Raw genomic sequence first — 25,636 nt, 5'->3', positions numbered from 1 at the left:
TTTTTGCTTCAGAAAGGAGTTTCTTGTACCTGACGCTTCGCTTTCGGTACAGATAAATTACTGCCCGTTAATGCTGGATAAAAAGATTACTAGGGGGGTTGTTTATTATGAAAAAGTATTGGTTGCTTTTCGTGTGTCTTGTTGTAATGCTTTGTGCAGCATGTAGTGATGATTCTTCAAAGGAAAAAAAATCAGAGTATCGCGTTGTTTATTCGGGGGAAATAAAAACGTTAAATTACTTAAAGACCTCTGAAACGAATGAGTTTGCCGTGGCTGCGAACTTAGTCGATGGATTGATTGAATATGACAAGTATGGTGTCGTACAACCAGGCTTAGCCAAAGAATGGTCATCAAATGACGATGCTACTGTTTGGACATTCAAGCTTCGTGAAGATGCAAAATGGGTTACCCATGATGGTAAAGAGTACGCAGATGTTGTCGCTCAAGATTTTGTAGATGGCTTACATTATGTGCTGGATGCCAAGAATGAATCATCGACAGCTTGGATTGCTACAGTTGTAAAAAATGGGAATGCCTTCTTTAACGGTGAGATGACAGACTTTACGAAGGTCGGTATAAAGGCGATTAATCAACATACAGTTGAATATACTTTAGAAACGCCTACACCTTATTTCCTTTCTATGTTGAACTATGTCTGTTTCTTCCCGGTTAATGGTAAATTTATAGAAGAAAAAGGAGATAGCTTTGGTACAACTCGTGAAAATTTCCTTTATAACGGATCCTTTATTTTAGATAAATTTGAACCGCAAAATGAGCGCGTACTTGTGAAAAATGATAAGTATTGGGATAAAGACAATGTACTGATTGATCGTATTCGCTATAAATACAATAAAGAAGCGGCTACAGTGGCACCAGAACTATTTTTACGAGGAGAAATCGATTCAGCGAGTATTCCAACATCGATCATTGATGAGTGGTTTAAAGACGACAAGAAAAAATCTCAAATTCGTCAAACACAAAATAACTTCTATACGTATTTCTATGCACTAAACTTTAACCCGCAATTTGATGCAGAATACGAACCTGAAAATTGGAAAGTCGCGGTCAACAATAAAGATTTCCGAAAATCACTATTCCATGCGCTCGACCGTGAATCTGCAATGCTAACTTTAGAACCTTATAATCCAAAAGATTTGCTGAGCAACACAATCACGCCTAAAAACTTTGTGAATGTAGAGGGTGTTGACTATACACAATTAGCGCCATTCGCTGATATTTCAAATAATGACACCTTTAACAAGGATATGGCATTACAATACAAGGAAAAAGCGAAGATAGCTTTAGCAGGAAAAGCAACTTTCCCAGTAAAAGTGTTAATGCCTTATAATTCTGGCAGTCCAGATTGGGCAAATCGTTCACAAGTAGTTGAACAGCAGATTGAAAAATTATTAGGTACGGATTATGTAGACATTATTATAGAGGCTGGACCATCAACAGGCTTTTTATCAGAAGTTCGTAAACCTGGTAAATTTGCATTACTTGAAGCAAACTGGGGTCCAGACTATGCCGATCCATCAACGTATACGGATCCATTCACTGTCGATGGTACTTATAATAAACCAGAGCTAGCTGAAGGTTATACAGAAGCAAATGGAAAATCAAAATATCAAAACTTAGTGGACGAAGCAAAGGCAACGATCGATCCAGCAAAACGTTACGAGCTGTTTGCCAAAGCAGAAGCCTTCTTAATTGAAGAGGCATTTGTCATTCCTTATTCAGTAGGGGGTAGCGGCTATGTTGCTTCTAAATTAAATCCATTTGAGGCTCAATACTCTCCATTTGGTGTGACTGCCGAGAAATTTAAAGGTCAACGAATTTTAGAAAAACCAATGAGTAATGAAGAGTTTAAAGAAGCTTTAGCGAAGTGGGAGCAGGAACGTGCGGATGCATTAGCTAAAGCAGCGAAATAATGGGAACAAAGATCATTGCTACATTCAAGATAAAGCGGTGTAAGTAATTATCTTCATTCAGCAAATGTTTTTTGTAGCGAAAGCAAAGCGGCAGCTACAGACGATTCCAATCTCTGAAGGTGGCGAGATGATTGCGGATATGGTTCCTATTCAGCGAGTGTCCAAACACCTACTGAATGAAGATAATGCCTCCGGCGGATGTCACAGATTTTGAAAGGAATGAATTGTGCGTGCACAATTCAAAATCCGGACGCAATTACGCCAAGGCGAAATTGATTCGAGGAGATACCGAATAAATAATCGGCATCTCCTTTAGTCTTTCTGAGAAACGGAGGGATGATAGGATGCTGTGGTATATAGGCAAACGATTATTACAATCCATTTTCACACTTTTTATTATAATCACGATTGTTTTTTCTTTATTACGTTTAATGCCAGAAGAAGGTTATTTAGGGTCAGCAGCGGATAAAATGTCACCTGCACAACAAGAGGTATATTTAACGAATTTAGGTTTACGTGATCCTTTGCTTGTGCAATTGGGAAATTTTTATACTGATCTGTTTCAAGGTGATTTAGGTAAATCCGTTACATATCGGACAGATGTACCAGTCGTCACGATTATTGCAGATAAGATGATGTATTCGGTGTTATTTGGTTTAGGTGCGGTTGCACTATCTCTTCTTATCGGGGTCCCGCTTGGTATACTAATGGCTCAGATGAAGGGACGCTGGTTGGACCGCTTAGGGACTGGCTATATCGTCGTTGTTGTTGCAGTGCCAGCTGCCGTTTACTATTTAGTCATTCAAATGTATATTACAGAAATTGTTCATTTACCAATGCTTTTTGATGAGTATAATCCCGTTACTTGGATTTTACCGCTAATTTCAATGGCGTTAGCACCGACTGCCTCCTATGCCATGTGGATGCGACGTTACATGGTAGATGAACTAAACAAAGATTATATTAAACTTGCACGAGCAAAAGGAGTGAAAGAGCGTACATTAATGTTTAAACATGTACTACGAAACGCTTTTATTCCGATGGCACAATATTTACCTGCAACGATTCTTTTTACCATTACAGGTTCCATCTACATTGAATCCTTATATTCCATTCCTGGGATGGGGGGCTTACTCGTAGATGCTATACAGCGACAGGATAATACGATTGTACAAGGCTTAGTGCTTGTGTTCTCTTCGCTTGGAATTATCGGACTAATTTTAGGTGATATAGCAATGGCCCTTGTTGATCCAAGGATTAAATTAGGGAAAGGGGAGAGTGTACGTTAATGGGGATGTATTCAGAAGAAATTAACAATATTTCAAACAAATCACGTGAAACATTGTTCGAATTTGCGGAAGTAGATGAACGTCAAGCTGAAGAAACTGCCTATTCTAATTACTCCTATTGGCGTTCAACATGGAAATCCTTTTTGAAAAATCGCATCGCTGTCTTTTTATTAGTGGGCGTGCTTATTATCGTAACCTTTACCATTTTACAGCCGTATTTACCAGCACAAAAATCGCCTACTGAAATATATACCGATGAGCAGACAGGTCTCCAAGCACGTAATATTGCACCGAACGCTGAATTTTGGTTTGGGACGAACTCTATTGGACAAGATTTATGGTCACGTATTTGGGCAGGGACAAGGACCTCGTTATTTATTGGCTGTGTCGTTGCTTTAGTAGAAGCGATCGTTGGTATTACAATCGGTACACTTTGGGGCTTTTCACGCAAATTAGAGGTGCCCATCACACAGCTTTATAACGTCGTTGATAATATACCGACAACCATTGTACTTATTTTAATGTCCTATATTTTGCGACCGAGTATTTCAACCATTATTATTGCCATGTGTATTACTGGTTGGGTAGAAATGGCAAGGTTTATCCGCAATCAAATTGTTATTTTACGTGATCGTGAATATAACTTAGCTTCAAAATGTTTAGGAACACCTGATTACCGCATTATTTTAAAAAATCTATTACCCTATCTCATTTCAGTCATTATGTTACGAATGAGTCTGGCGATACCATTTGCAATAGGCGCTGAAGTTTTTTTAACATACATCGGATTAGGACTACCGATTAGTGAACCGTCTTTAGGAAATTTAATCAATGAAGGCCGGGTACTCATGATGTCTCCCGATTTACGATATCAGCTCATTTTTCCAAGTATTGTATTAAGTGTCATTACGATTGCATTTTATATTATAGGAAATTCATTTGCAGATGCAGCAGATCCGAAAAATCATGTATAAGGGGGATATTGAGAGTGACACAAACTAAATCACCTATTTTAACAATTCAAAACCTAGTCATTAAATTTACACTTCGTGGCAGAGTGCTAACAGCCATTCGTAATATATCCCTTGATTTATACAAAGGTGAAAGTTTTGCAATCGTTGGCGAATCTGGTTCAGGAAAGTCAGTGCTGATGAAATCGATTATGGGCTTACTCGATAAAAATGGCTACATTGATCAGGGGAAAATCATCTACAACGACGAGGATTTAGCACAGTTTAAAACCGAGCAGGAGTGGCTAAGCATTCGTGGAAAAGAAGTGGCAATGGTTACACAGGATCCAATGACATCATTAAATCCACTTAAAACAATTGGCAAGCAAATTGAGGAATGTGTTGTTTTACATCAGAATGTAAATGGCAAAGAAGCATACGAAGAAACGTTGAAATTGTTAAAAGATGTTGGTATTCACGATGTGGAAAAGCGCTATAAGCAATATCCTCACGAATTTTCGGGTGGCATGCGTCAACGAATTGTGATAGCTATTGCACTAGCTTGTAAGCCTAAAATTTTAATTTGTGATGAGCCAACAACTGCATTAGACGTAACAATCCAAGCACAAATTTTGCAGCTTTTAAAAAATCTCCAGCAAAAATATGGACTAACAACTGTTTATATAACGCATGATTTAGGCGTTGTAGCGAAGGTTGCTGACCGTATTGCTGTCATGTATGCAGGTGATGTCATCGAGGTGGGAAAGACGCATGAAATTTTCTTTAATGGCAAGCATCCCTATACATGGGCACTCATTTCTTCATTACCGCAACTTGGCTCAAAAGGGGAGCAGCTTTATTCGATCAAAGGTACTCCACCAAATCTTTTTCAGGAAATTAAAGGAGATGCTTTTGCACCTCGCAATCAATATGCATTAAAGATTGATTTTGTAGAACGTCCGCCATTTTTTCAGGTGAGTGACACACATTATGCTCGGACATGGCTATTAGATCCACTCGCTCCTAAAGTAGAGCCTCCTGAAGCGCTACAAGCATTTTTCGAAGAAGGGAGACGATACGCGTATGAGCCATAAAGAAGTGTTACTCGAGGTGAAAAATTTAAAGGTTGTTTTTGGTAAAGGCAAAAATAAATTTATAGCTATTGATGATGTCAGCTTCGGTATTTTCAAAGGTGAAACATTTGGCTTAGTCGGTGAATCAGGTTCGGGAAAAACAACGATTGGTCGAGCTATTATGCGTATCAATGAAGTGACTGAAGGCCAAATACTGTATCACGGTAAGAAAGTAAATGGCAAAATCTCAAAAGAGTGGGATCGAGAAATTACACAGAAAATCCAAATGATTTTTCAAGACCCTATGGCATCTCTAAATGAACGCGCCAAGGTTGACTATATTATTTCCGAGGGGCTTATCAATACTAAAAATTTCAAAAATGAGGCCGATCGCCAACAGAAGGTACGTAATGCCCTATTAAATGTAGGATTATTACCGGAGTTTTCTAGTCGCTTTCCGCATGAATTTTCAGGAGGACAGCGACAGCGTATTGGCATTGCACGAGCATTAGTGATGGAGCCAGAGTTTATTATTGCGGATGAACCGATTTCAGCATTAGACGTTTCCATTCGTGCACAAGTATTAAACTTACTAGCAAATCTCCAACAGCAAAATGATTTAACCTATTTATTCATTGCACATGACTTATCTGTAGTGCGTTTTATTACTGATCGAACTGCTGTTATTTATAAAGGCAAAATTGTTGAGTTAGCTGAGACTGAAAAGCTGTTTTCTAATCCTATTCATCCATATACAAGGGCGTTATTATCGGCAGTACCTGAGCCGAATCCTTATAAGGAGCGTGATAAAGTCGTAGAATTCTATGATCCGTCACAGCACCGTTATGACATTCAGCCACCGTCATTTATCGAAATGGAGGAAGGTCATTTTGTATTAGCCAATGAAGAGGAATTGGAAAGATACCGAACTTCACTAAAAATGGAGGTAAGCAAATGATTCGTCCAAAGGCATTGAAAAAAGGGGACACAATTGGTCTTATAAGTGCTTCGGGTGCCACGCCGCCTGAAAAATTTCTTCCTGCTGTAGAAAGCATCGAGAAGCTAGGTTTTAAAGTTGTTGCAGGGGAGACCTGTCGAGCAAGGCATGGCTACTTAGCGGGCTCTGATGAACTACGTGCCTCTGAAGTGAATGAGATGTTTAGGGATTCAAATATTGACGGCATCTTCTGTATACGTGGAGGGTACGGAGCAACGAAAATTTTACCCCTTCTGGATTTCGAGATGATCAAGGCGAATCCCAAAGTATTTGCTGGCTATAGCGATGTGACGGCACTACATATCGCCTTTAACCAACAATGTGGCTTTGTCACGTATCATACACCTATGCCATCTACAGAGTTTATTCAGGAAAAGATGGATGACTATACATGGAATTCTTTTATCCAAAGCGTGACAGCCACAGACCGAAGTGATTACTATCTTGAAAATGCACCTGGCCGTAATATGACAACACTTGCAGCTGGCAACGCAACAGGTCAGCTGATTGGAGGGAATTTAACACTCGTTACAGCATCTCTTGGGACACCTTATGAAATTGATACAAAAGGAAAAATATTATTTTTGGAGGATATAGACGAGAATGAGCAGCGAGTGGACCGGATGCTTACCCAGTTAAAATTGGCAGGTAAGCTAGATGATGTAGCCGGTTTATTATTAGGAGCTTGGACAAATTGTGGTCCTGAAAATCCTAAGCATCCTGAACATAGTCTATCCCTACGAACAGTTTTTCAAGAAATTTTAGGTCCACTTAAAAAACCTATTATCATGGATATCACTTGTGGTCACTGTTTACCAACGATGTCACTGCCTTTAGGGCGAACAATAACAATGGACACGGTAAATCAGACGATTAAAGTTGTAGAGTAGGTGAAATATGGAGCGGACAATCAAACAGATGCTACAAGAAACGCCTTATAAAGTGCATATGTTTGTGAAAGATCCTAAGACAGAACAATTTTTCATGAACGAAAGGCTAGAAGAGGTGTTCCAAAGTGCTAGCTTAATAAAGGTACCTATACTGCTTGCTGTGCTGAATTATTTAGAAAGCAACAATAAATCCTTAGAGCAAGAAATGAAGATAGCACCAGAAGAATGGGTTGACTTTAGTGTTATTAGTGAACAGCGCCTAGAGCAAAGCACCATCTATGAGCTTTTAGTGTGGATGATTATTACGAGTGATAATACCGCAACAAATGTCCTGATCGATTTTCTAGGGATGGATGTACTCAATCAATATTTTCGTGAAATTGGGCTTCTGCATACAACAATCCAACGCAAGATGATGGATGTTGAAAGGCTTGCAAAAGGCTTTGATAATACTACATCTGCACGTGATATGGCACATCTATTTTCGCGAATTTATCGCAGAAACCTGTTATCACCAGCATTTAGTGAGCTTACGCTAGATATTTTAAGTCGTCAACGTGTACACGAATCATTAAAGCGTTATTTAGTAGATGATGTGAAACTTGCTCATAAAACAGGTGGTCTTGATACGATAGATCATGATGTTGGCATTGTCTACAGTAGCTCTGGTGATTATCTTATTGGTATATTCATTACCGAGGTTACGAATAATGATCAGGCAAGACAGTTAATCGGTCGTATTTCCAAAGTTGTTTATGATGATTTGGTGAAGCGGAAGGGGATGATAAAATGAATGCCATTGTGACGTCAATGCTTGCAAATTTACATGCAAAGCCAGATGCCGCTTCAGAATTAGTGGATGAGGTACTATACGGAATGACGGTTCAAATCATGGAAGAAATTGATGAGAGCTGGGTACGTATACAAACCGCTTATCGCTATGAAGGTTATTGCCAGAAGGATCACTTACTAGTTGATGAAGCGAAAATGGATACTTGGCTACAAGAAGCAAACCATTTTATAACCCAAAGCTTTGCCGATGTTTTGCAGCAGCCTCTAATTCAAAGCGCGAAAATGCTGACGCTTGTTAAAGGCTCAATTATCTGTTCTTCTGCTGTTGAAGAGCTAGATCCAGAATGGGCAACAGTGCAATTAGTGTCAGGTGAGATCGGTTATGTACGTAGGAAATGGCTACAAGAAAAAATACCAGTTAACAGCTTATCCGAGCAACAATTACGAGAAAATGTTGTCCAAACAGCGCTTAGCTATTTAGCAACACCCTATCGTTGGGGAGGAAAATCACCACTAGGAATTGACTGCTCAGGTCTCTGTTCTATGGCATATATGCTAAACGGGGTATATATTTATCGCGATGCCAAAATCGTTGAAGGTTTTCCTATCAAGGAAATATCTCTAAAGCACATACAAAAGGGAGACTTATTATACTTCCCAGGACATATTGCTTTATATATAGGGGATAACCTTTATGTACACTCTTCGCTTGATGGGAACGAAGTTAATATAAATAGTCTGGACGACCAGCATCCGCAATATCGAAAAGATTTGGCAACATCTATCACCGCTGTTGGTAGTTTATTTAAATAAGAAGTAATAGAAAAAATCTCCATGTCAAAAATTGTACATGGAGATTTTTTGCGTTAATATTTATAAATGTTTAATTGCTGGCCTGCTTCAATTCTATCAGATCGAAGTTGATTCCATTGTTTAATGGACGTCACATTCACGTTATGCGCCTCTGCAATATGCATAAGGGAGTCACCATCGGCTACGGTAATCGTTTTTTTATCTTTGACAGGACTGTCATATTGTTGTAAGTCATATTTTGCAATTACTGCATTAAGCTTTTCATTGTATTTTGAATCTGTTGCATAGGAGCCTGTTAAAAACTTCGTAGCATCTGTATAGGACTTCGTATTGCTTTTAAAAACGCCAGCATAGAAATCTTTGTTCCAGGAAACACCATTGTTCATTAATTTAACATAATCTTGTAGGGAAGCCTCGTAAGAAGGATACTTACGGAATTCAGCCATCACCGTTGTCATATTACCCGAACCATCATCCTCAGATGTTTCCAATGTTACGGAGTTATTTTGGTAACTACCTTTCATGCCAAACAAATTGTTATTAGGAGAAGAGCCAAGGCCACTTTGCCCATGATTACTTTCTAAAACAGCTTGCGCAATAATAACCGATGCGTATAAGTCATTTTCAGCACCAAGTTTCCGAGCAATTTCAGCAATGGAGCCGATAAACTCTTCAACACTAGGATTATTATCGACAACTTCAGGTTCTTCTTGGGTTTCATTCGTATTGAACACCTGCGTCACCATAAAAAACGAAATACAGATAACTACGATTGTAATCATAAGACCTTTTAAAAAATTTATTACGTATTTCATTGTTTCATTGATGTTGGTAGATTACAACATCTCCCTCCTTTCGTATAAAGTTAATATATTTATAATTATTACAGAGTCATAAATAGAAATAAAGTCATGTTTATATTTTATAGAGTACATATTCATAAAACGAAAAAAAACTTAATTAGTTTCCTCAATTACCAGCATATTTTAGAAATGAAATGATCGTTACATATAGTGGGATTGGTTCCTTGGAAAAGGTTCTTCACCAAAACGTGTGGTTGATTTCCGTTCCGACTGTGCGCTTTGCCGCTGACGCTTCGCTTTCGCGCAGAGCAGAGCTTCCTGGGGGCGTCCGATGAGCCGCTTCACTCGCGTTGCTCGCTCCAGGGTCTCGGGCCTACACGATGTAGGTCACGAAGGCGTTATCACAGGACGTGATGCTCTTAGCCTTCGTTCCTCTTTCGCTGATCCCCAAGGAGTCACCCAGCCTCCACTCCAATCAACTTATTTACATAGTATATGTTTTAACAAATGTCATCCACAACTTTTGGTGATGAGCCTTGCAAATAATGGTATTATGAACTTTTAAAAAGCTATTAACTTCTTAAAAAATAGTAATTTCATGTTACTTATTCGATTTTCTATTCATCATCATGCCGATTAGGACTGTTTTTATTTGGGAGAGCATCTGGTAAGAAAAGTCAGCAGTTCTGGCGTTTATTTATAGAACTTCATCAATGAAGCACCAGTTGGCAGAACATTAGAGGATCCTTCCTATTTATAACTCAACCCCAACATTGGATGTAGAATCAAAAAAAGTTTGAAATGACTTTAGTTAGTGAATTATATAGAAGAAAAAGGATGTTTCTTTAAAAATAATGCTAGTTCTAGATCTACGATGTTTACCGTATATGAAAATGAAGAAGAAAAATAATGTACGTAAAAGCATAACTAAAGGAGCATATACAATGATAACATTTGAAAATGTCACCAAAAAATATGTAAATGATCAAGTCGCAGTGAAGGCTATTAATTTGGAAATCAAGAAAGGGGAATTTTTTGTTCTTATTGGACCGAGTGGCTGCGGAAAAACAACATTATTAAAGATGATTAATCGTTTAATTCCTTTAACGGAAGGGACCATTCGAATTAATGAAAAAAGAATAAGTGATTATAACATACATGAATTACGCTGGAATATTGGCTATGTGCTTCAGCAGATTGCTCTTTTTCCTCATATGACCATAGAAGAAAATATAGCCGTAGTCCCTGAATTAAAGAAATGGGGTAAACAGCAAATCCAAAAGCGAGTGTATGAATTATTGGAGATGGTCGGACTTGAACCAGACAAATATAGCCAGCGTAAGCCAAAAGAGCTCTCCGGTGGTGAACAACAAAGAGTGGGCGTTGTTCGAGCATTAGCAGCTGATCCCGAGATTATTTTAATGGATGAACCATTCAGTGCCTTAGATCCGATTAGTCGTACGAAGTTGCAAGATGACCTACTTGAGCTTCAACGAGCCATACAAAAAACAATCGTCTTTGTGTCGCATGATATGCAAGAGGCTTTAAAATTAGGTGATCGCATTTGTGTGATGAGGGATGGGGAAATTGTACAAATAGGAACGCCGCAAGAAATTATACAAAATCCTGTTAATGATTTTGTGAGAGAGTTTATTGGGGTAAATACAATGAATCCATTCCATCTTGAAGCTGTAATGAAACCAATTACGGATGAAGATAGTGAAAGAAATTGTAAAGAAAGCATTTCATCTAAAGATTCTTTACAAACGATTCTTCAAAAATTAGCTCAATTTGAATGTTTAGGTGTAGTCGATAACGGAAAAATAATTGGCACGGTCACAAGAGCATCGATGCTGCAGTATTTAGCGCATGATTCCTTAGAAAGAGGTAATGCAAATGACTAATTTCTTTGACGTTTTTAGCGAACGAAAAGGCCAGCTATTGGCATCCTTATTAGAGCATATTCAAATTTCCTTTATAGCGCTATTTTTTGCAGTAGTCATTGCTATACCTCTAGGAATCTATTTAACGAATAAAAAGAAAATAGCGGAAAGTATTATTGGGATTAGTGCGGTTTTACAAACGATTCCTTCATTAGCACTATTAGGGTTATTGATTCCGTTGTTTGGCATCGGGAAAGTTCCTGCAATTATTGCCTTAGTTGTTTATGCTCTTCTTCCTATTTTACGTAATACATTTACGGGAATAAACGAAGTGGATCCTTCTTTAAAAGAGGCAGCAATGGCTATGGGGATGAATAAGCGTAAGCGGTTGGTGAAGGTAGAATTACCGCTCGCTATGCCAGTGATTATGGCAGGGATTAGAACAGCTATGGTATTAATCGTTGGAACGGCAACTTTAGCAGCATTAATTGGAGCGGGAGGATTAGGGGATATCATTTTGCTTGGTATTGACCGAAATAATACAGCACTAATTATTTTAGGAGCTGTTCCTGCGGCGATTTTAGCATTAGTGTTCGACTTCTTGCTAAAAAAGCTAGAATCACTGTCCTTTAGAAAAACGATGACAGCATTGAGCATGATTAGCATTGTCGCATTATCAATAATGATCCTGCCGCTACTAAACTTCAAAGAGCAAGAAGAAATTGTCATTGCAGGTAAGCTTGGCTCTGAGCCTGAGATTCTTATCAATATGTATAAATTGCTTATTGAAAATGAAACGGACTTAACGGTGCAATTAAAACCTGGTCTTGGTAAAACTTCTTTTGTATTTAATGCACTTAAATCTGGTAGTATCGATATTTATCCAGAATTTACTGGAACGGCAATTTCTGAGTTTTTAAAAGAGGAAGCCATCAATAATAATCAGGAAGATGTTTATCATCAAGCAAAAGAAGGAATGATGAATAAATTTGGCATGGTGATGCTAAGTCCGATGAAATATAACAATACGTATGCATTGGCTGTATCAAAGGAAATGGCTGAAACGTATGATTTGCAATCAATTTCTGACATTAAGCCTATTCAAGAAACGATAAAAGCTGGCTTCACATTGGAATTTAATGATCGAGAAGATGGTTATTTGGGTATTCAAAACCGTTATGGTATTACATTGCCTAATATAACAACAATGGAGCCAAAGCTTAGATATCAGGCGATCGAAACAGGAAATATCGATTTATTAGATGCTTATTCAACAGATAGTGAAATACGTCAATACAATTTGCAAGTTTTGGTAGATGATCAGCAACTATTTCCACCTTATCAAGGAGCCCCTTTACTAAGGAAAGAGACGCTAGATAAATATCCAGAGATCGAAACAGCTTTAAATAAGCTGGCCAATCGAATAACAGATGATGAGATGCGCGAAATGAATTATCAAGTAAATGTAGAAGGTAAAAATGTAGAAGATGTGGCACGTGAATATTTAATGAAAGCTGGACTGTTGTAAACCGATCATCATATGAAACAAGTAGAGACTGGGACATAATTATATATTCTAAGCCAGGCATGTTGATTAACCATTTTTATCCATCTTGATTAATTTGAAGGCTCTGATTTCCGCTACGTGCTACTCGCTTTGTTGCTGACGCTTCGCTTTCGCACAGAGCAAGGCTTCCTGCGGGCGAGCGTCGAGCCGCTTCCTCCGCTTAGCTCCGTGCAGGGTCTCGTCTGTCTCGCTTTCCCGCGGGAGTCGAGTAGCCCTACGCTACAATCAGTTAAAAATGTGAATATATTAGCAAAAATAGCAAAAAAAATTCCTTTTCTCGCTTAATAATAAACCTATTTTTCCCTAATCAACACGCCTGATTCTAAGCGGAATTAGAAAACTTCGCATCAGAAAAGCGCGAGAAATCAACGTTTCTAAAATTGATTTCTCGCGCTTTTTAAGGTTTTGACCAGTTATGTCCCAGCCTCTATTTTTGTTAGTTTTAGGATGGATTTGCATCAAAATGAAGTGACAGCCGCCATGACGTTAAGGTGAAAATACGTGATTTCACATGTGTCTATGTTCTTAGGTATATTATCCTTATTTTCTGAAAGTTATAGAATATACTCTTTTTTTAGTACATTTATAATTATTATTCAAAGAAAATATACTAAAAAAGCTTGAATATGCAAATTAATGGAAATTGAAAAATAAGATTGAATTATTAAAAAAACAATATTTGGATTGTCATTGCTTCGATAGTATAATTTCTTCCAATGTACGTTGTTTTGGAGCTAAATGTGGATTAAAATGGGTATCAGCTCAAAAAATTGCTTTTATTAGTATAAATTGTTTTTTAATTGAGCTTAAAAAATGATAAAGATACATCTTGGAGGAAGAAATGAAAAAGAGTTTATTTTTAATGTCTTCGCTAATTTTATCCACTTCAATTATTCTAGGTGGCTGTGGAAACAATGAAGATGAAGCAAAAAAAGATGAAAATTCAAAGAACACACAGGAAGAAAAAGGACAAGAACAAGATAAAGTTAAAAAAGACGAGCCTAAAAAAGATAAAGAATCAACTGAAGGATCAGCTGACTTTGCTTCTTTAATTTCTTATATGGAGAAGGAAACTCAAGGGAAAACGAAAGTTCTATTTGAAAACAATGAACCCCAAGTACATAAAATGGAAAATGTTTCGATTTCACTGGATGCATATTCAGTAGTAGAATTGAAGGATTTCCATACTGATTTTAATATTCCATTTAACGAGGAAACAAATGGTGGCGTTATTTTAGCTAAATACACTGTGAAAAATGACATGGATAAAGATGTTTATTATATGCCTAGTTTAGATATCACATTTACGGGTGCAGAAAAATATTATACAAATTATAAGGAATTAATTCCTGAAGAAGATCAATTACCAACAAAGCTAAGCTACTCAACAGATTATTTGCTAAAAAAGGGTGAAGAGGTAACAGGATATATTGCTTATCCATTCGGTGCAGCAGATTTAGCAAAAATCAATGAACTGGGCACTGTAGCGGTAATGGTTCCACTACCGCTTACTGAAAAAGAAAAATATGATTCTACGATCGGTTCTGAAGGAAGATTTAATCTAGCTTTACATGCTGCTGGTTCGGAAAAAGTATCAAGTAACGCATCATTCTATCAAGATAAAGCAACGATGGAAAATATGGGTGAAAAGAAGATGCTGAAGGAAAAAAGCGACATCAATGAAAGCAAAAAAATTGGTGATGTTAATGCTGTTCTAGAAGGGTATCAGTTTACAGCATTTACACCAAATGAGGTGGAAGCTCCTCGTTTCTCCAATTTCACAAATGGTGTTACATTATTAACAGTGAAATTTAAGTTAGACAATAAAGCTGCTAGTGAAATTGGCTTATCTGCTATGTCTTCAAAATTAACGGTTAATGATGGCTCACAATATTTATTGAGCGAAGGTATGTTATTAAATTACAGTTATAATGACATTATTAAAGCTGGAGAAGCTGGCGAGCTATTGCAAGTATACGTATTAGACCAAGAGCAATATGAAAAAATTTGGAAAGACAAAGCCTTTGAACTTGAATTAGGTCCAATTCGAGATAAAGGTGCAAAGGATACTTCTAAAGGCCATACAGTCACGTTTACATTACCAAAATAAATTGTAAGAGCCCTCTCAAGCTAATTTGAGAGGGCTTCATTTTTTCGTTGTTGGGGATTCATATAAGACGAGTATTTTGTCCTCACCTCAACACTTTAAAGTACCACTATATATTTACCATCCACTTAACCCTAATCCTTTTCGATGAGACGTTTCTAGTAGGGCAAGTTTTTCCACCCAGTCATCACATTTTTTCTCCCAATAGTGTAAAGAATTATTTTCTGAACATAGTATAGTAGAATCAATTTTTCGTAACTTCGTCCTTAATTGATGGGGAATTGCTAATATTTCATCACTAAACTTCATTTCCTCTTGATCTCGAAAATCGTTATAGTATTTAGTCATTTTATTGACGTACCGTTTATAGATCGCTAGTGAAAGACAAAAAGTTTCTATTGATGAATTTACATAGATGCGTTCTTTGTTTTCTAAATGGCTATAGTCTAATAAAACAATTTCAGCACGAAGTCGATTGAGCACAAAGTATTCATGATCGATATGCTCTTTAATCAGATAGAAGTTCTCAAAATGTAAATAAGTCGGTAGTTTATTGATAATATCAGCAAAGTACCAGTCATTTTCAAGTTTCGTTAAAGGTGCCTCCTCACCAGACTGCTCTAATTTTGATCCTTCGATTTTTAATTCCATGTCCTTTAGTGAGGAGTAGCTTCTTAAAAATCCTTTTGAAATAGATAAAAATTTATATTTTCTGCGGAACTTTTCAAAGTCATCCCCAATATGTTCAACTAAAAAATCAATTGAAGCTTGAGAGATTCCTTTTTGGTCCATTTGCAAAATGGCTCTGTATGTATTTAAAGAATCCAAAATGATATATCCTCTCTTTCTGTCTTTTGTCATATTATACAGAATTTTATTGGAAGGGTTAAAATGAAGTGTATAATGAACAAAGCATATTCAATATACAAAAATCGTGTCAACGTTAATTGTGATATGCAAGGCATTAAAAATTCAAATTATGCAATAGGATCATTTATCTATCTCATCAGCTTATGAATGCTTGCTAGAGGAGTTATGTATGGATGGATTGGAGGTTTCTATTGTACATTTGATTCGGTTAACGATTGATGGATTGTATTATGCAAAACGATTAAATATCGCACCGATTACGGATGAAGCAGTAGAGGGTGTTTTTGAACAATTAATGCAAATGACATGGAAGGACTAACATAGATGAGTGCTTTTGGTTTTTTATTTATTTCAATTATCTCAGAAGTTTTTGCAAGCTCCATGCTGAAACTTACAAATGGCTTTAAACGAATACTACCGTCAATTGGTGTAGTAGTTGGATACGGGACTGCCTTTTATTTCCTATCCTTAACCCTACAATCTTTAGCAATTGGCACAGTCTACGCGATCTGGGCGGGGGTAGGAACGGCGCTAACAGCGATAGTCGGCGTAGTGTTTTATAAGGAATTATTCAATGTGAAAAAAATGATTGGTATTTTGTTCATTATTGTCGGTGTGGTTTTTCTTAACCTTGCTGGTGGTGGACATTAAGGAGGAAGTTGCCAATGAAAGGTTATCTATTTTTAACGTTATCCATTGTTACCGAAGTATTTGCCACAACGATGCTCAAGCTTTCAGAAGGATTTACAATTTTAGGTCCATCCATTGCAGTCGTATTTGGATATGGCATTTCGTTTTATTCATTATCTTTATGTTTAAAAACGTTACCATTAAGCCTTGCATACGCCATTTGGTCTGGAATAGGCACAGCATTAACAGTCATTGTGGGAATCGTTATATGGGGAGATATTTTTAATCTTTACTCAGCCATCGGAATTACACTAATTATTGGTGGTGTTCTTCTTCTAAATCAAGGAGACCGACATAATGCAACAACATAGCGTTCATAACAAGAAAACGTCTAAATTTTAAATGATGGACGTTTTCTTTTTTTTGTAGAATTCTTTCATTTATATAAATTTATCCCGCATGAACATCCCCTTCTTTCATGAAAAAAGTCGTCATATCCCTAAGTTCTACATATTATAACGAGAAGGTGTTAAACATGTTGAAATTGGTTCATTGATAATAGATGTCTCACAAGACTTGGGAGGGGCTGGGGGAAATGAATAATGAAAACAGAAGAAATCATTTTTTATGTGAAGCACTCTACGACATAAAAACACTCCAGGATATGATGAATGATTTTCATTCTAAATACTTTGGACAGCTACTTGTGAATATAATTGGAAGTGATACGATACCCTTTTTTTTAGTAACACATAAAGGTGCTCATTTAAAATTATTAGATACAGTAAAGAAGTTTGAAACAGAGTTTTTTCGTATAGAGGATATTGATAGGGAACGTTGTCGTGGAACTGTTTCGCTTTTACGTGCCTATGATTATGAAGGGAACGATACGAATTTGTTACCAGAGGTTGTGAGGTTAGAGAAAACATCCACAAAAAAATCTATTGAATTAAGTGGTATTTCGGCAATTCAATTATTAAAGCCTGATATGTTAAAAGGGAAATACATCATTGAGCCCAAATGGTGATGATCATTTTTTTACTATTCAAATGAAACAATACTAAAATCTGTTCTTGATATAAAAAGCAGGAGTGCCGTCAAGTACATATTTTGGTGAGGAGTCACTAAAATAACAGAATGATTAGAGCATCTGTCTGTATGCATGCTAGATGGATTGAATTTATTAGAAAGAGAATTACAGGAAAGGAAGAGATTAATGCATGACAATTATTGGGATGTTACATCACCGTTTAGATCCTAGAACTGTTATTAAGTCGTATGCATATGCAGCTGTGGCAAAAGCAGAAGGAGCTCAATTTTTTTATTTTACACCAAGAAGCGTGAATTTTAATACACGTTCCATAAACGGGAAAGTATATGAAGATGGCGAATGGCACGATAGGAAAATGCCCTTTCCAGATGTAATATACAATGCAGGAAGTCCTGAAAAATTAGCGGTATCAAAGAGAATTATTAATAGATTAAAAAAAGAAATACCTTTTACAACACATTCAATCGGAAATAAGTGGAACGTTATGGAACGTCTTAGGGAAGCTAAGAAATTTGACAAGTATTTAATCCCAACAAAGATTGTGAAAAGTGCTGATTTGTTCCATAAGTTTATGACTACCTATAAAAAAGTAGTGTTTAAACCTATAGATGGCCGAAAGGGAAAAGGGATCTATTTTATTTCGCAAGCAGGGAGTACTAATTTTGAGGTAAGGAAGGATAGCGAAAAGAGTCTTTATTCGAAGCCCCAGTTAGATAAATTACTAGCTGATCAACTTTCTACTGGAACCTTTATCATGCAGCCCTATATTCAATCAGTAACAAAATCAGGGCAAGTTTATGATTTTCGTCTGCATGTGCAAAAAAACGGGGAAGGCAAATGGATTATTACGACAATCTATCCGCGCATTGCACCAAATGGCTCGATTATACCTAATATTAACAATGGTGGTTTTACAAATTATTTAGATCCTTTTTTGGAGCAGGAATTTGAAGAAGATGGCTATAATATCCGGCGCATGCTAGAGCATTTTTCTTTGTCATTAGCCCATCATTTAGATGATATTCAAATAGTGCAATTTGGAGAGGTCATTGATGAAATTGGCATTGATATTGGATTAGATGAAAATCAAAAAATTTGGATGTATGAGGTAAACTGGCGGCCGGGCTGCCCACCTGCCTTTTATTTAGAATTAGATGTTGTGATCCATTCTATTAAATATGCAATGTATCTTGCAAAGAACAAGAAACAACTTCAAAGTGAAATTACTCAACAGAAAAATAAACACCTAACCAAAAAACAAAATTTACCAATTATTGCGATTACCGGTAGTGCTGGAAAAACGACTTCTAAAGCATTTCTTGCCTCTATCTTATCGGTAAAATGGAACATTTTTGAATCGAAAGATTATTGGAATACGACAGAGCATACAAAAAAACACGCCGAAGAAATCAATGCTTCACATGAAGCGGTCGTGCTTGAGTACGGAATGGCCTATCCTGGAATCATAACAAATCACTGTAGCATTATCCAACCGAATATTAGTATTATCACAAATATCGGTTTGGCTCATGTCGGTAATTTTGATGGAGATATTAGAGGGGTGGCAAAGGCAAAATCAGAGTTAATACATGGAATGACTCAAGACGGTTTACTAATATTGAATAAAGATGATGACAATTCTAAGTTTTTAGAAACACAGAAGTTTAAAGGAAAGGTTTTAACAGTTGGTATTCATGGCACAGCAGACTATAATGCCTATGATATTCAATATAAAGATATTGGTATGACATTTAAAATAAAGCTGCAGGGACAAGAAACTGAAATGTATATCCCGATTTTAGGGGAACATCATGTTTATAATGCGCTCAATGCGATTGCAGTGGCCGATCATTTAGGATTTAGCCCATTAGATATTAAAGCGGGACTAAATTTCAAAAAGCCGCCAAGAAGGTTAACAATTTATAATTGTCGCGATGAAATCACAGTTATTGACGATACTGTTCACTCTCATCCTCAAGGTGTACGGGCTGCAATTGATGTTCTTAAGAATATTGCAAAGCAACGGAAAGTAGCAATCATAGGTCAGATGCGAGAACTAGGGGATTTAAGGGAAGAGGAATATCGTAAAGTTGGCGAGTACATTCAAGAGCAAGAGATAGATTTACTCATTACTTACGGATTTAGAACAGAGGAAATGGGAAATGCTGCAATAGCTAAGGGGATGAATCCTTCTAAAGTTTATCACTTTATTAATAAGGAAGAACTGCATGTACTATTAGATAAAATCATAAAACCTAATGACACCATTTTAGTAAAGGGTGCAAGTAAAACGAATATGTTTGAAACGGTAAAATTTTTAGACCAAACTTTTAAAGAATAATTTTTAAGCCCGAGTAACTGTCCACTAGAACGTGACAATTACTCGGGCAATTTTTTTGAAATATATTCTGTTTAGAAAATTTATTTTACACTTTTAGAATAAATTTTATCTCTTTTGCTGCGGTTGTCGCATTTTTTCTAGCTTCGGCTAAAGTGTTACCTTCCGCAATGACATATGCATAGCGATGACCCATTGATAAAGGTGGAGTTAGTAATGTTCCTCTTTTCGGCTTTACATATACCTCTACAATACCTGGTGATTTAGTTGCTCTATTTTTTCCAATTACCCTTTCTAAAATACCTTTACTGTCAACAATGATGTATTTTGTATAAACAGATTTTCTATGCCTCGGTTTGACATTAGGGGCTTCACCTAAAAATAACTTAAGTGTTTCTTCCACTAAACTAAATCCAAAAGCAGCTTGTAACATATTGTTCATGGCGCCGCCTGAAATTCTAGGATTAATCTCGATCAGCTTCCAACCATTTTGTGTTAAACGAAGCTCTAAATGAAGGGCACCATTCTCAATATTAAATGCCTTAACAATGGAATGGAGTACTTCTTCGATCCCAGTTTGAATGTTCGCAGGAGCTTTGACGACTACGCCATAACCGGTAATGATAAAGCGTTTCCCCTTGGTAATTTCTTGTTCAATAATGCCTATTACATGAGCTTGGTGTTGAAAAACGATGGCTTCCACTAAATATTGAGGGCCATCAAGGTATTCTTCAATCATAATTGTTTCATTTGGATTCTTACTTCGAAGAGATTTGAGGTGATTATTAAGCTGAGCTGAATTTTTTGCTAACAACACATCTTTGGAGCCCGTTGATTTTGGAGACTTCACAATCAATGGAAAACCCATATTATTAGAAATGGTTTCGTCTGGTTTAATTAGGGCAAATTGAGGTGAATAACTTTGGTCCCTTAAATGATTTCTTGTTTTTTCTTTATCCTCCATTATTTCGATGGCGGATGAAGATGTATAGTTTTGACAAAATTCATCACATAAAATAGAAGCAATATGGACAAATGGATCAACAAAACTTACAACACTTTTAATCTCAAATCCATTTTTAAATAATTTATCAATTTCTTCTTTCATTTTTTCTATGTTCAAAGTGTCAATAAGAATCATTTTATGAATGTCGGGGTAGGCTTTTCGCTGTTGAAGTTGTTTTTCATTGTTGGTGAAAAGGATTGTAAAATAGCCTAATCTTTCTGCTGCTCTTGTTGCTTCACGACTTGACCCGGATTTATTTGTACCGATAAATACAATGGCTTTCAGAGATATCACTCCTTCTAATGGTACTTAGTTACTTAATCACTTAATCATCTATATATATATGCAAACACATAGTTTTCTTCTAGTTATGTATCATGTCTACATCCAAGCAACTTTAAGCATGCTTCATATACTAGAAATAGAAAGGAGGGAGAGAAAATATGAAGCCTCTTTCGGTGAAGAATTTAACCATGATTACTGCAGGTAAACTAGTGCATGGGTCAGATAAAGTGCTAATTCAGTATGGTGCTTATCGACTAAAGCAAGTGAAAAAAACAAATACAGCCCTTTTTACGGATAAACATATTGTTAATTGGAAAAGTCTAGAGTCACTTTTTCCTCTAGTGCTAGTAACTGATTGGTCTTATAGTCCAAAAGAGATTCCTAGTCAAGTAATCATTATTAACGTAGCGAATGTAGATGAGGCCTATTGGAAATTTGTACATTTTTATCGAAGTCAATTTAATATCCCAATCGTTGCGATTACGGGCACTTCAGGAAAAACAACGACAAAAGAAATGATTAAACATATTCTTTCTGCTGAAAATAAAGTGGCAGCCACTACGCTAAGCAGCAATTCTAGAACAGCTTCTTTACAATATTTACTGAGCATTGATGATGAAACTGAAGCGGCTGTTTTTGAAACGGCTGTTGGTTCACCAGGGGATGTCAAAAAAGCAGGGAAATATTTCAAGCCATCCATTGGTGTTATTACCAATATAGGAGCACATCATTTGAATTATTGTAAAACGTTGGAGGGTTATATTGAGGCAAAGGGAGAAATGCTGGACATTATTGATCCCGCAGGCTCATTAATCCTTAATGCTGAGGATGTCAACACAAGCAAAATAGATTTATCAAGGTTTCACGGAAAAATCATTAAAGTAGGTAAGCATAAATCCAGTGATTTTCGAGCAAGTGATATTCGCTACCACAAAAATGGTATGTTGTTTAACGTTCATCACAAAAAGATGAGCTATGAAATCTTTGTTCCAGGATTTGGTGAACATCAAGTATATAATGCGCTTGCTGCCATTGCAGCCGTTTATGAAATAGGTGTTCCTATTCCAATGGCTGCTGAACAACTGCGATCATTCCGACATTTAAATAAGCAGCTTCAGCTTTTTGAGGGCATTAATGATTCCGTGTTATTGGATGATACATGGAGTATTACGACCACTTCTTTGGAAGCCGCATTAAAGGTTTTGAATGAGCTTGGAGTAGGTAAGAAAAAGATTGCAATAATTGGAACGATTACAGATTTAGGCTCTTGGGGATATACTATTCACGAGCAGGCGGGAGAGTTAATTAATCGCATTGGGGTCGATGTACTCATTACAATAGGGGAGCATGCACGCATTATGGCGGACCATGCCATTGATTTAGGATTTAGTTCACATGTTTATACATTTAGAAATAGTACGTTCGTCTATAAATTATTACAAAATCTTATTGATGAAAATACGATTGTTCTCATTAAAGGAGATATGTATAGTAAACAAATTTTTGAATTAGCTGCAAAATTAAAGGTAAAAACTGTACCCCCAGCTGAATAGTCTCAACTAATCGTGTGGGATCATGACTGTGCCACACAGAGTGTTTCTCTACTAATGTATAGTATTCTGCTAGAAAGGAGCGCTCTGGAAAGAAGATAAAAAGCGATAAAACAGAAGTCCATACGAGAAATGTTGGAAGATTGGCCAAACAACAGGTTCATCACCAAAAGTTGTGGATGACATTTGTTAAAACGTTTGCCATCTATATAGGTTGATTGGAGTAGAGGCTGGGCGACTCCTTGGGGCTCATCGGACGCCCCCAGGAAGCTTTGCTCTGCGCGAAAGCGAAGCGTCAGCGGCAAATGTTTTATCTGTGCGAAAGCGGAGCGTCAGCACCCAAGCGCCCGGTTGGTACGGAAATCAACTACACTTTATGGTGATGAGCCAAACAATACCCAATTGATTAGAGACATATATTATTGGATAAAGAGAGGGGGAATAGTCCTTGCAACATATAAGTGTGAGTGATATTAGGAAATTACTACAGGGGGAATTGATAAGCGGTTCTGAAAATTGGTCTGTCAAACATGCCATCTATTATAATCGACACGATTTGACGCAAAGTCATACACTAATGTTTGTTAGTAAAAATGATGAAATTAACTGGCAAGAGATCAATCGTATGGGTCCGTCTCTAGTGTTATCAAATAAATCAACAACAGAGCTGAAAAACGCACTAGAGAATACAACTGTTATTCAGGTTAAAAGTATTGTGCAGGCATACTGGAAGTTTGTGGAATATTACAGAGGTCTGTTCCAAATACCTGTTGTTGCTTTGACAGGTACATGTGGAAAAACAACAACGAAAGAAATGATTAAACATATAGCAAGTAAAGAATGGAATGTTCAAGCATCCATAAGTAGTAAAAACGAACCTCGGCAATCATTACCTTATTTGACAGGTATCGATGACACAACGAAAGCAGCAATATTTGAATTAGGTTTAGGAAATACAGGGAATATTAAGCATCAGTGTATGATTTATCAGCCGACTATTGGCATCATTACAAATATTGGTGTGCATCATTTAGATGGCTGTAGAAACCTTGAAGGCTATATTAAAGCGAAGGCAGAAATTGTAGATGGAATAAGGGATAACGGCATCTTGATTATCAATGGCGATGATGAAAATATCAAGAAGATCCCTATGCATACTTTTAAGGGAAAGATTATTACTGTTGGATTACAGGAACAAGCAGATTACAAAGCTTCTAAAATACAATTTCAAGATAACGGCATGCGGTTTGTTTTACATGTATCCGATGCAAAGTACAATGTATTTGTCCCTGGCTACGGTGAACACCAAGTATATAATGCATTAGCTGCTATCGCGGCCATAAAAGAAATGGGACTTTCCATTCGTCATGCCATCTCAAGTTTGCGATCATATAAACCGATGGCAAGACATTTAGAACTTTCGACAGGTATTGGTGATAGTACGATAGTAGATGACACGTGGACAAATAACCCGACATCTGTTGAAGCAGCTTTAAAAGTTATAGATACGATAGGAAAAGATAAAAAAGTCATCCTTATTTTAGGAGATATTAAGCGATTAGGTAATTACGAAGAAAAATATCATCGGGAAATAGGCTCCATGGTCGCCCAAAGAAAAATTGATACACTGATTACGATTGGCAAAAGAGCAGAGACTATTGCAGATCAAGTGCTAAAGGAAGGAACAAGCGCAGAAGTTCATCAGTTTAAAGATGTTACGGGCGTTTTAGAAATTTTGAAACCAAAGCTTGATCAAGATACGATAGTGCTTATCAAGGGACCGATGTCTAGTAGATCTATGATTGAATTTGCCAATAACCTAAAAAATAGATAAATAGAAAAAAGAAGTTTCTGGGGTTACCCCTGTCAAGTAGACAGCTTAAAAAGAGTCTAAGCAACCATCTGGTGTCGATATTCTATCGGTGCCAGATGGTTGAGTCGTTTTTGGAAGCGAAAAGTATATATATTCTTCAACGGCTTGTATCACGTCATCTTCAGAATTGTCAGCTAAGAGATATAAACATTCACTCTTAAAATGTGAGAAGAAGGATTCGATACAGGCATTATCCTGGCAGTTCCCTTTACATATAAATATAGAACTATCGAGAATAGTAAAAATGGGAGGGGTTATTAAGTAGTAGAGAGCTTGAGATAGTTGATTTATTAATCAAAGGATTAAAAGATAATCAAATAGAAGAAGAGTTATTTATTCGTAAATCTACTGTGAGAGCACATATAGGTAATATTTTTGAAAAGCTTGAGGTTAAATCTAGACTGGAATTGATTGATGAACATGATAGATTCATTTTTAAAGAAATAAAAGATCTATTATTAAGGGTCATCACCGAAACATGTACTTGGTTTTAAAAACGAAATTAGCACATGGAACGGAAGGCGGCGACTCCTTGGGGATTAGCGAACAGCTTGAGACCCCGCAGGAGCGTAAGCGACGAGGAGGCTCAAGGTTCGCCCCCAGGAAAGCGTCCGCCTGTAGTGGAATGTGCTGTCAAGTACATATTTTGGTGAAGAGCCATTATTAATGTATGAAATTTTTGATTGAACTTATTTTGCGCTGATTGCTTCGTATACAACATTTAAAAAGAGGAATGGAGATTATATGAAGATTTTTATATTTATTCTTATAACAATTACAACATTATTTAGTTGGTTCAAATTTAGAAAAGAAATAAAAATAGCTGAAAGTAATGAAGAAATTAGACAGGCATTTGTGCGATTCATGCTGATGCTATTTTTATTTTTAATTTTTATAGTTAGTGTTGGTTTCTATTAAAGAATAATAAAATGCAAATA

General features: G+C 36.7%; 25 protein-coding genes and 1 pseudogene. 22 read left to right on the top strand and 4 right to left on the bottom strand.

Annotation, left to right across the window (positions count from 1 at the left end; translation table 11 throughout):
- Positions 1–107: 107 nt before the first annotated feature.
- From ACVWXS_RS13300 to ACVWXS_RS13260, 9 genes are all read left to right on the top strand, one after another.
- Entirely contained in the window at positions 108–1,931 is a 1,824-nt protein-coding gene (locus ACVWXS_RS13300; RefSeq protein ID WP_456958538.1) for a peptide ABC transporter substrate-binding protein, read from the top strand.
- A gap of 64 nt (positions 1,932–1,995) precedes the next feature.
- Complete coding sequence (locus ACVWXS_RS13295) at positions 1,996–2,145, top strand: hypothetical protein (protein WP_456958537.1); 150 nt, start codon at positions 1,996–1,998, stop codon at positions 2,143–2,145.
- 130 nt (positions 2,146–2,275) lie between these two features.
- Complete coding sequence (locus ACVWXS_RS13290) at positions 2,276–3,220, top strand: ABC transporter permease (RefSeq protein ID WP_456958536.1); 945 nt, start codon at positions 2,276–2,278, stop codon at positions 3,218–3,220.
- Positions 3,220–4,194, top strand: coding sequence for an ABC transporter permease (locus ACVWXS_RS13285; protein WP_456958535.1), 975 nt, complete (start codon positions 3,220–3,222; stop codon positions 4,192–4,194). Before ACVWXS_RS13290 ends, ACVWXS_RS13285 begins: the two co-directional genes overlap by 1 nt.
- 14 nt (positions 4,195–4,208) lie before the next feature.
- The gene (locus ACVWXS_RS13280) at positions 4,209–5,264 is read left to right on the top strand and encodes an ABC transporter ATP-binding protein (RefSeq protein WP_456958534.1); all 1,056 of its coding nucleotides are present in this window, start codon (positions 4,209–4,211) and stop codon (positions 5,262–5,264) included.
- The gene (locus tag ACVWXS_RS13275; RefSeq protein WP_456958533.1) at positions 5,254–6,201 is read left to right on the top strand and encodes an ATP-binding cassette domain-containing protein; all 948 of its coding nucleotides are present in this window, start codon (positions 5,254–5,256) and stop codon (positions 6,199–6,201) included. The genes ACVWXS_RS13280 and ACVWXS_RS13275 overlap by 11 nt, the downstream gene beginning before the upstream one ends.
- On the top strand, positions 6,198–7,130 hold the full coding sequence (locus tag ACVWXS_RS13270; protein WP_456958532.1) for a S66 peptidase family protein: 933 nt from the start codon (positions 6,198–6,200) through the stop codon (positions 7,128–7,130). Before ACVWXS_RS13275 ends, ACVWXS_RS13270 begins: the two co-directional genes overlap by 4 nt.
- A 7-nt stretch (positions 7,131–7,137) precedes the next feature.
- Entirely contained in the window at positions 7,138–7,923 is a 786-nt protein-coding gene (locus ACVWXS_RS13265; RefSeq protein ID WP_456958531.1) for a serine hydrolase, read from the top strand.
- Positions 7,920–8,735: a C40 family peptidase gene (locus tag ACVWXS_RS13260; protein ID WP_456958530.1), complete on the top strand. Its 816-nt coding sequence runs from the start codon at positions 7,920–7,922 to the stop codon at positions 8,733–8,735. The genes ACVWXS_RS13265 and ACVWXS_RS13260 overlap by 4 nt, the downstream gene beginning before the upstream one ends.
- A gap of 53 nt (positions 8,736–8,788) precedes the next feature.
- Here ACVWXS_RS13260 and ACVWXS_RS13255 read toward each other — a convergent pair whose 3' ends face one another.
- Together ACVWXS_RS13255 and ACVWXS_RS13250 are read right to left on the bottom strand one after the other, a co-directional pair.
- Positions 8,789–9,550 carry a glucosaminidase domain-containing protein gene (locus ACVWXS_RS13255; protein WP_456958529.1) on the bottom strand — a complete coding sequence of 254 codons (762 nt, stop codon included), beginning with the start codon at positions 9,548–9,550 and terminating at the stop codon, positions 8,789–8,791.
- Positions 9,551–9,739: 189 nt separating this feature from the next.
- The gene (locus ACVWXS_RS13250) at positions 9,740–9,883 is read right to left on the bottom strand and encodes a hypothetical protein (protein WP_456958528.1); all 144 of its coding nucleotides are present in this window, start codon (positions 9,881–9,883) and stop codon (positions 9,740–9,742) included.
- 599 nt (positions 9,884–10,482) lie between these two features.
- On the opposite strand from ACVWXS_RS13250, the gene ACVWXS_RS13245 reads away from it, so the two are divergent.
- The 3 genes from ACVWXS_RS13245 (at position 10,483) to ACVWXS_RS13235 (ending at position 15,098) form a co-directional block, all read left to right on the top strand.
- Entirely contained in the window at positions 10,483–11,442 is a 960-nt protein-coding gene (locus ACVWXS_RS13245; RefSeq protein ID WP_456958527.1) for an ABC transporter ATP-binding protein, read from the top strand.
- Positions 11,435–12,949, top strand: coding sequence for an osmoprotectant update ABC transporter permease/substrate-binding subunit OpuFB (opuFB, locus tag ACVWXS_RS13240; protein WP_456958526.1), 1,515 nt, complete (start codon positions 11,435–11,437; stop codon positions 12,947–12,949). Before ACVWXS_RS13245 ends, opuFB begins: the two co-directional genes overlap by 8 nt.
- 880 nt (positions 12,950–13,829) lie before the next feature.
- Positions 13,830–15,098 carry a DUF5068 domain-containing protein gene (locus ACVWXS_RS13235; RefSeq protein WP_456958525.1) on the top strand — a complete coding sequence of 423 codons (1,269 nt, stop codon included), beginning with the start codon at positions 13,830–13,832 and terminating at the stop codon, positions 15,096–15,098.
- A 114-nt stretch (positions 15,099–15,212) separates the two neighbouring features.
- Here ACVWXS_RS13235 and ACVWXS_RS13230 read toward each other — a convergent pair whose 3' ends face one another.
- The gene (locus ACVWXS_RS13230) at positions 15,213–15,923 is read right to left on the bottom strand and encodes a hypothetical protein (RefSeq protein ID WP_456958524.1); all 711 of its coding nucleotides are present in this window, start codon (positions 15,921–15,923) and stop codon (positions 15,213–15,215) included.
- 193 nt (positions 15,924–16,116) lie between these two features.
- On the opposite strand from ACVWXS_RS13230, the gene ACVWXS_RS13225 reads away from it, so the two are divergent.
- From ACVWXS_RS13225 to ACVWXS_RS13205, 5 genes are all read left to right on the top strand, one after another.
- The gene (locus ACVWXS_RS13225; RefSeq protein ID WP_456958523.1) at positions 16,117–16,284 is read left to right on the top strand and encodes a hypothetical protein; all 168 of its coding nucleotides are present in this window, start codon (positions 16,117–16,119) and stop codon (positions 16,282–16,284) included.
- 5 nt (positions 16,285–16,289) lie between these two features.
- Complete coding sequence (locus tag ACVWXS_RS13220; RefSeq protein WP_368636507.1) at positions 16,290–16,616, top strand: DMT family transporter; 327 nt, start codon at positions 16,290–16,292, stop codon at positions 16,614–16,616.
- A gap of 14 nt (positions 16,617–16,630) precedes the next feature.
- Complete coding sequence (locus ACVWXS_RS13215) at positions 16,631–16,966, top strand: DMT family transporter (protein ID WP_456958522.1); 336 nt, start codon at positions 16,631–16,633, stop codon at positions 16,964–16,966.
- Between the two features lie 224 nt (positions 16,967–17,190).
- Complete coding sequence (locus ACVWXS_RS13210; protein WP_368636505.1) at positions 17,191–17,622, top strand: hypothetical protein; 432 nt, start codon at positions 17,191–17,193, stop codon at positions 17,620–17,622.
- Positions 17,623–17,815: 193 nt separating this feature from the next.
- Positions 17,816–19,987 carry a YheC/YheD family protein gene (locus ACVWXS_RS13205; protein ID WP_456958521.1) on the top strand — a complete coding sequence of 724 codons (2,172 nt, stop codon included), beginning with the start codon at positions 17,816–17,818 and terminating at the stop codon, positions 19,985–19,987.
- A gap of 85 nt (positions 19,988–20,072) precedes the next feature.
- Here ACVWXS_RS13205 and ACVWXS_RS13200 read toward each other — a convergent pair whose 3' ends face one another.
- A complete protein-coding gene (locus ACVWXS_RS13200) occupies positions 20,073–21,275 on the bottom strand; it encodes an ATP-grasp domain-containing protein (RefSeq protein ID WP_456958587.1) in 1,203 nt (400 codons plus the stop codon).
- 158 nt (positions 21,276–21,433) lie between these two features.
- Here ACVWXS_RS13200 and ACVWXS_RS13195 point away from each other — a divergent pair, with 158 nt between their 5' ends.
- From ACVWXS_RS13195 to ACVWXS_RS13175, 5 genes and pseudogenes are all read left to right on the top strand, one after another.
- Positions 21,434–22,828 (top strand): Mur ligase family protein, encoded by a 1,395-nt coding sequence (locus ACVWXS_RS13195; RefSeq protein ID WP_456958520.1) that lies wholly within the window; start codon positions 21,434–21,436, stop codon positions 22,826–22,828.
- A gap of 211 nt (positions 22,829–23,039) precedes the next feature.
- Entirely contained in the window at positions 23,040–23,231 is a 192-nt protein-coding gene (locus ACVWXS_RS13190; RefSeq protein WP_456958519.1) for a hypothetical protein, read from the top strand.
- 42 nt (positions 23,232–23,273) lie between these two features.
- Positions 23,274–24,659: a UDP-N-acetylmuramoyl-tripeptide--D-alanyl-D-alanine ligase gene (locus tag ACVWXS_RS13185; protein ID WP_456958518.1), complete on the top strand. Its 1,386-nt coding sequence runs from the start codon at positions 23,274–23,276 to the stop codon at positions 24,657–24,659.
- 308 nt (positions 24,660–24,967) lie between these two features.
- Positions 24,968–25,192, top strand: a pseudogene (locus tag ACVWXS_RS13180) (response regulator transcription factor); the annotation flags it as partial.
- Positions 25,183–25,365, top strand: a complete 183-nt coding sequence (locus tag ACVWXS_RS13175; protein ID WP_456958517.1) for a hypothetical protein — start codon at positions 25,183–25,185, stop codon at positions 25,363–25,365. The pseudogene ACVWXS_RS13180 and the gene ACVWXS_RS13175, both read left to right, overlap by 10 nt.
- Positions 25,366–25,636: the final 271 nt, after the last annotated feature.

It is taken from the genome of Lysinibacillus sp. TE18511 (assembly GCF_054062295.1).
The sequence above is the reverse complement of the archived record's forward strand: the minus strand, read 5'-3'. Positions and strand labels throughout refer to the sequence as shown.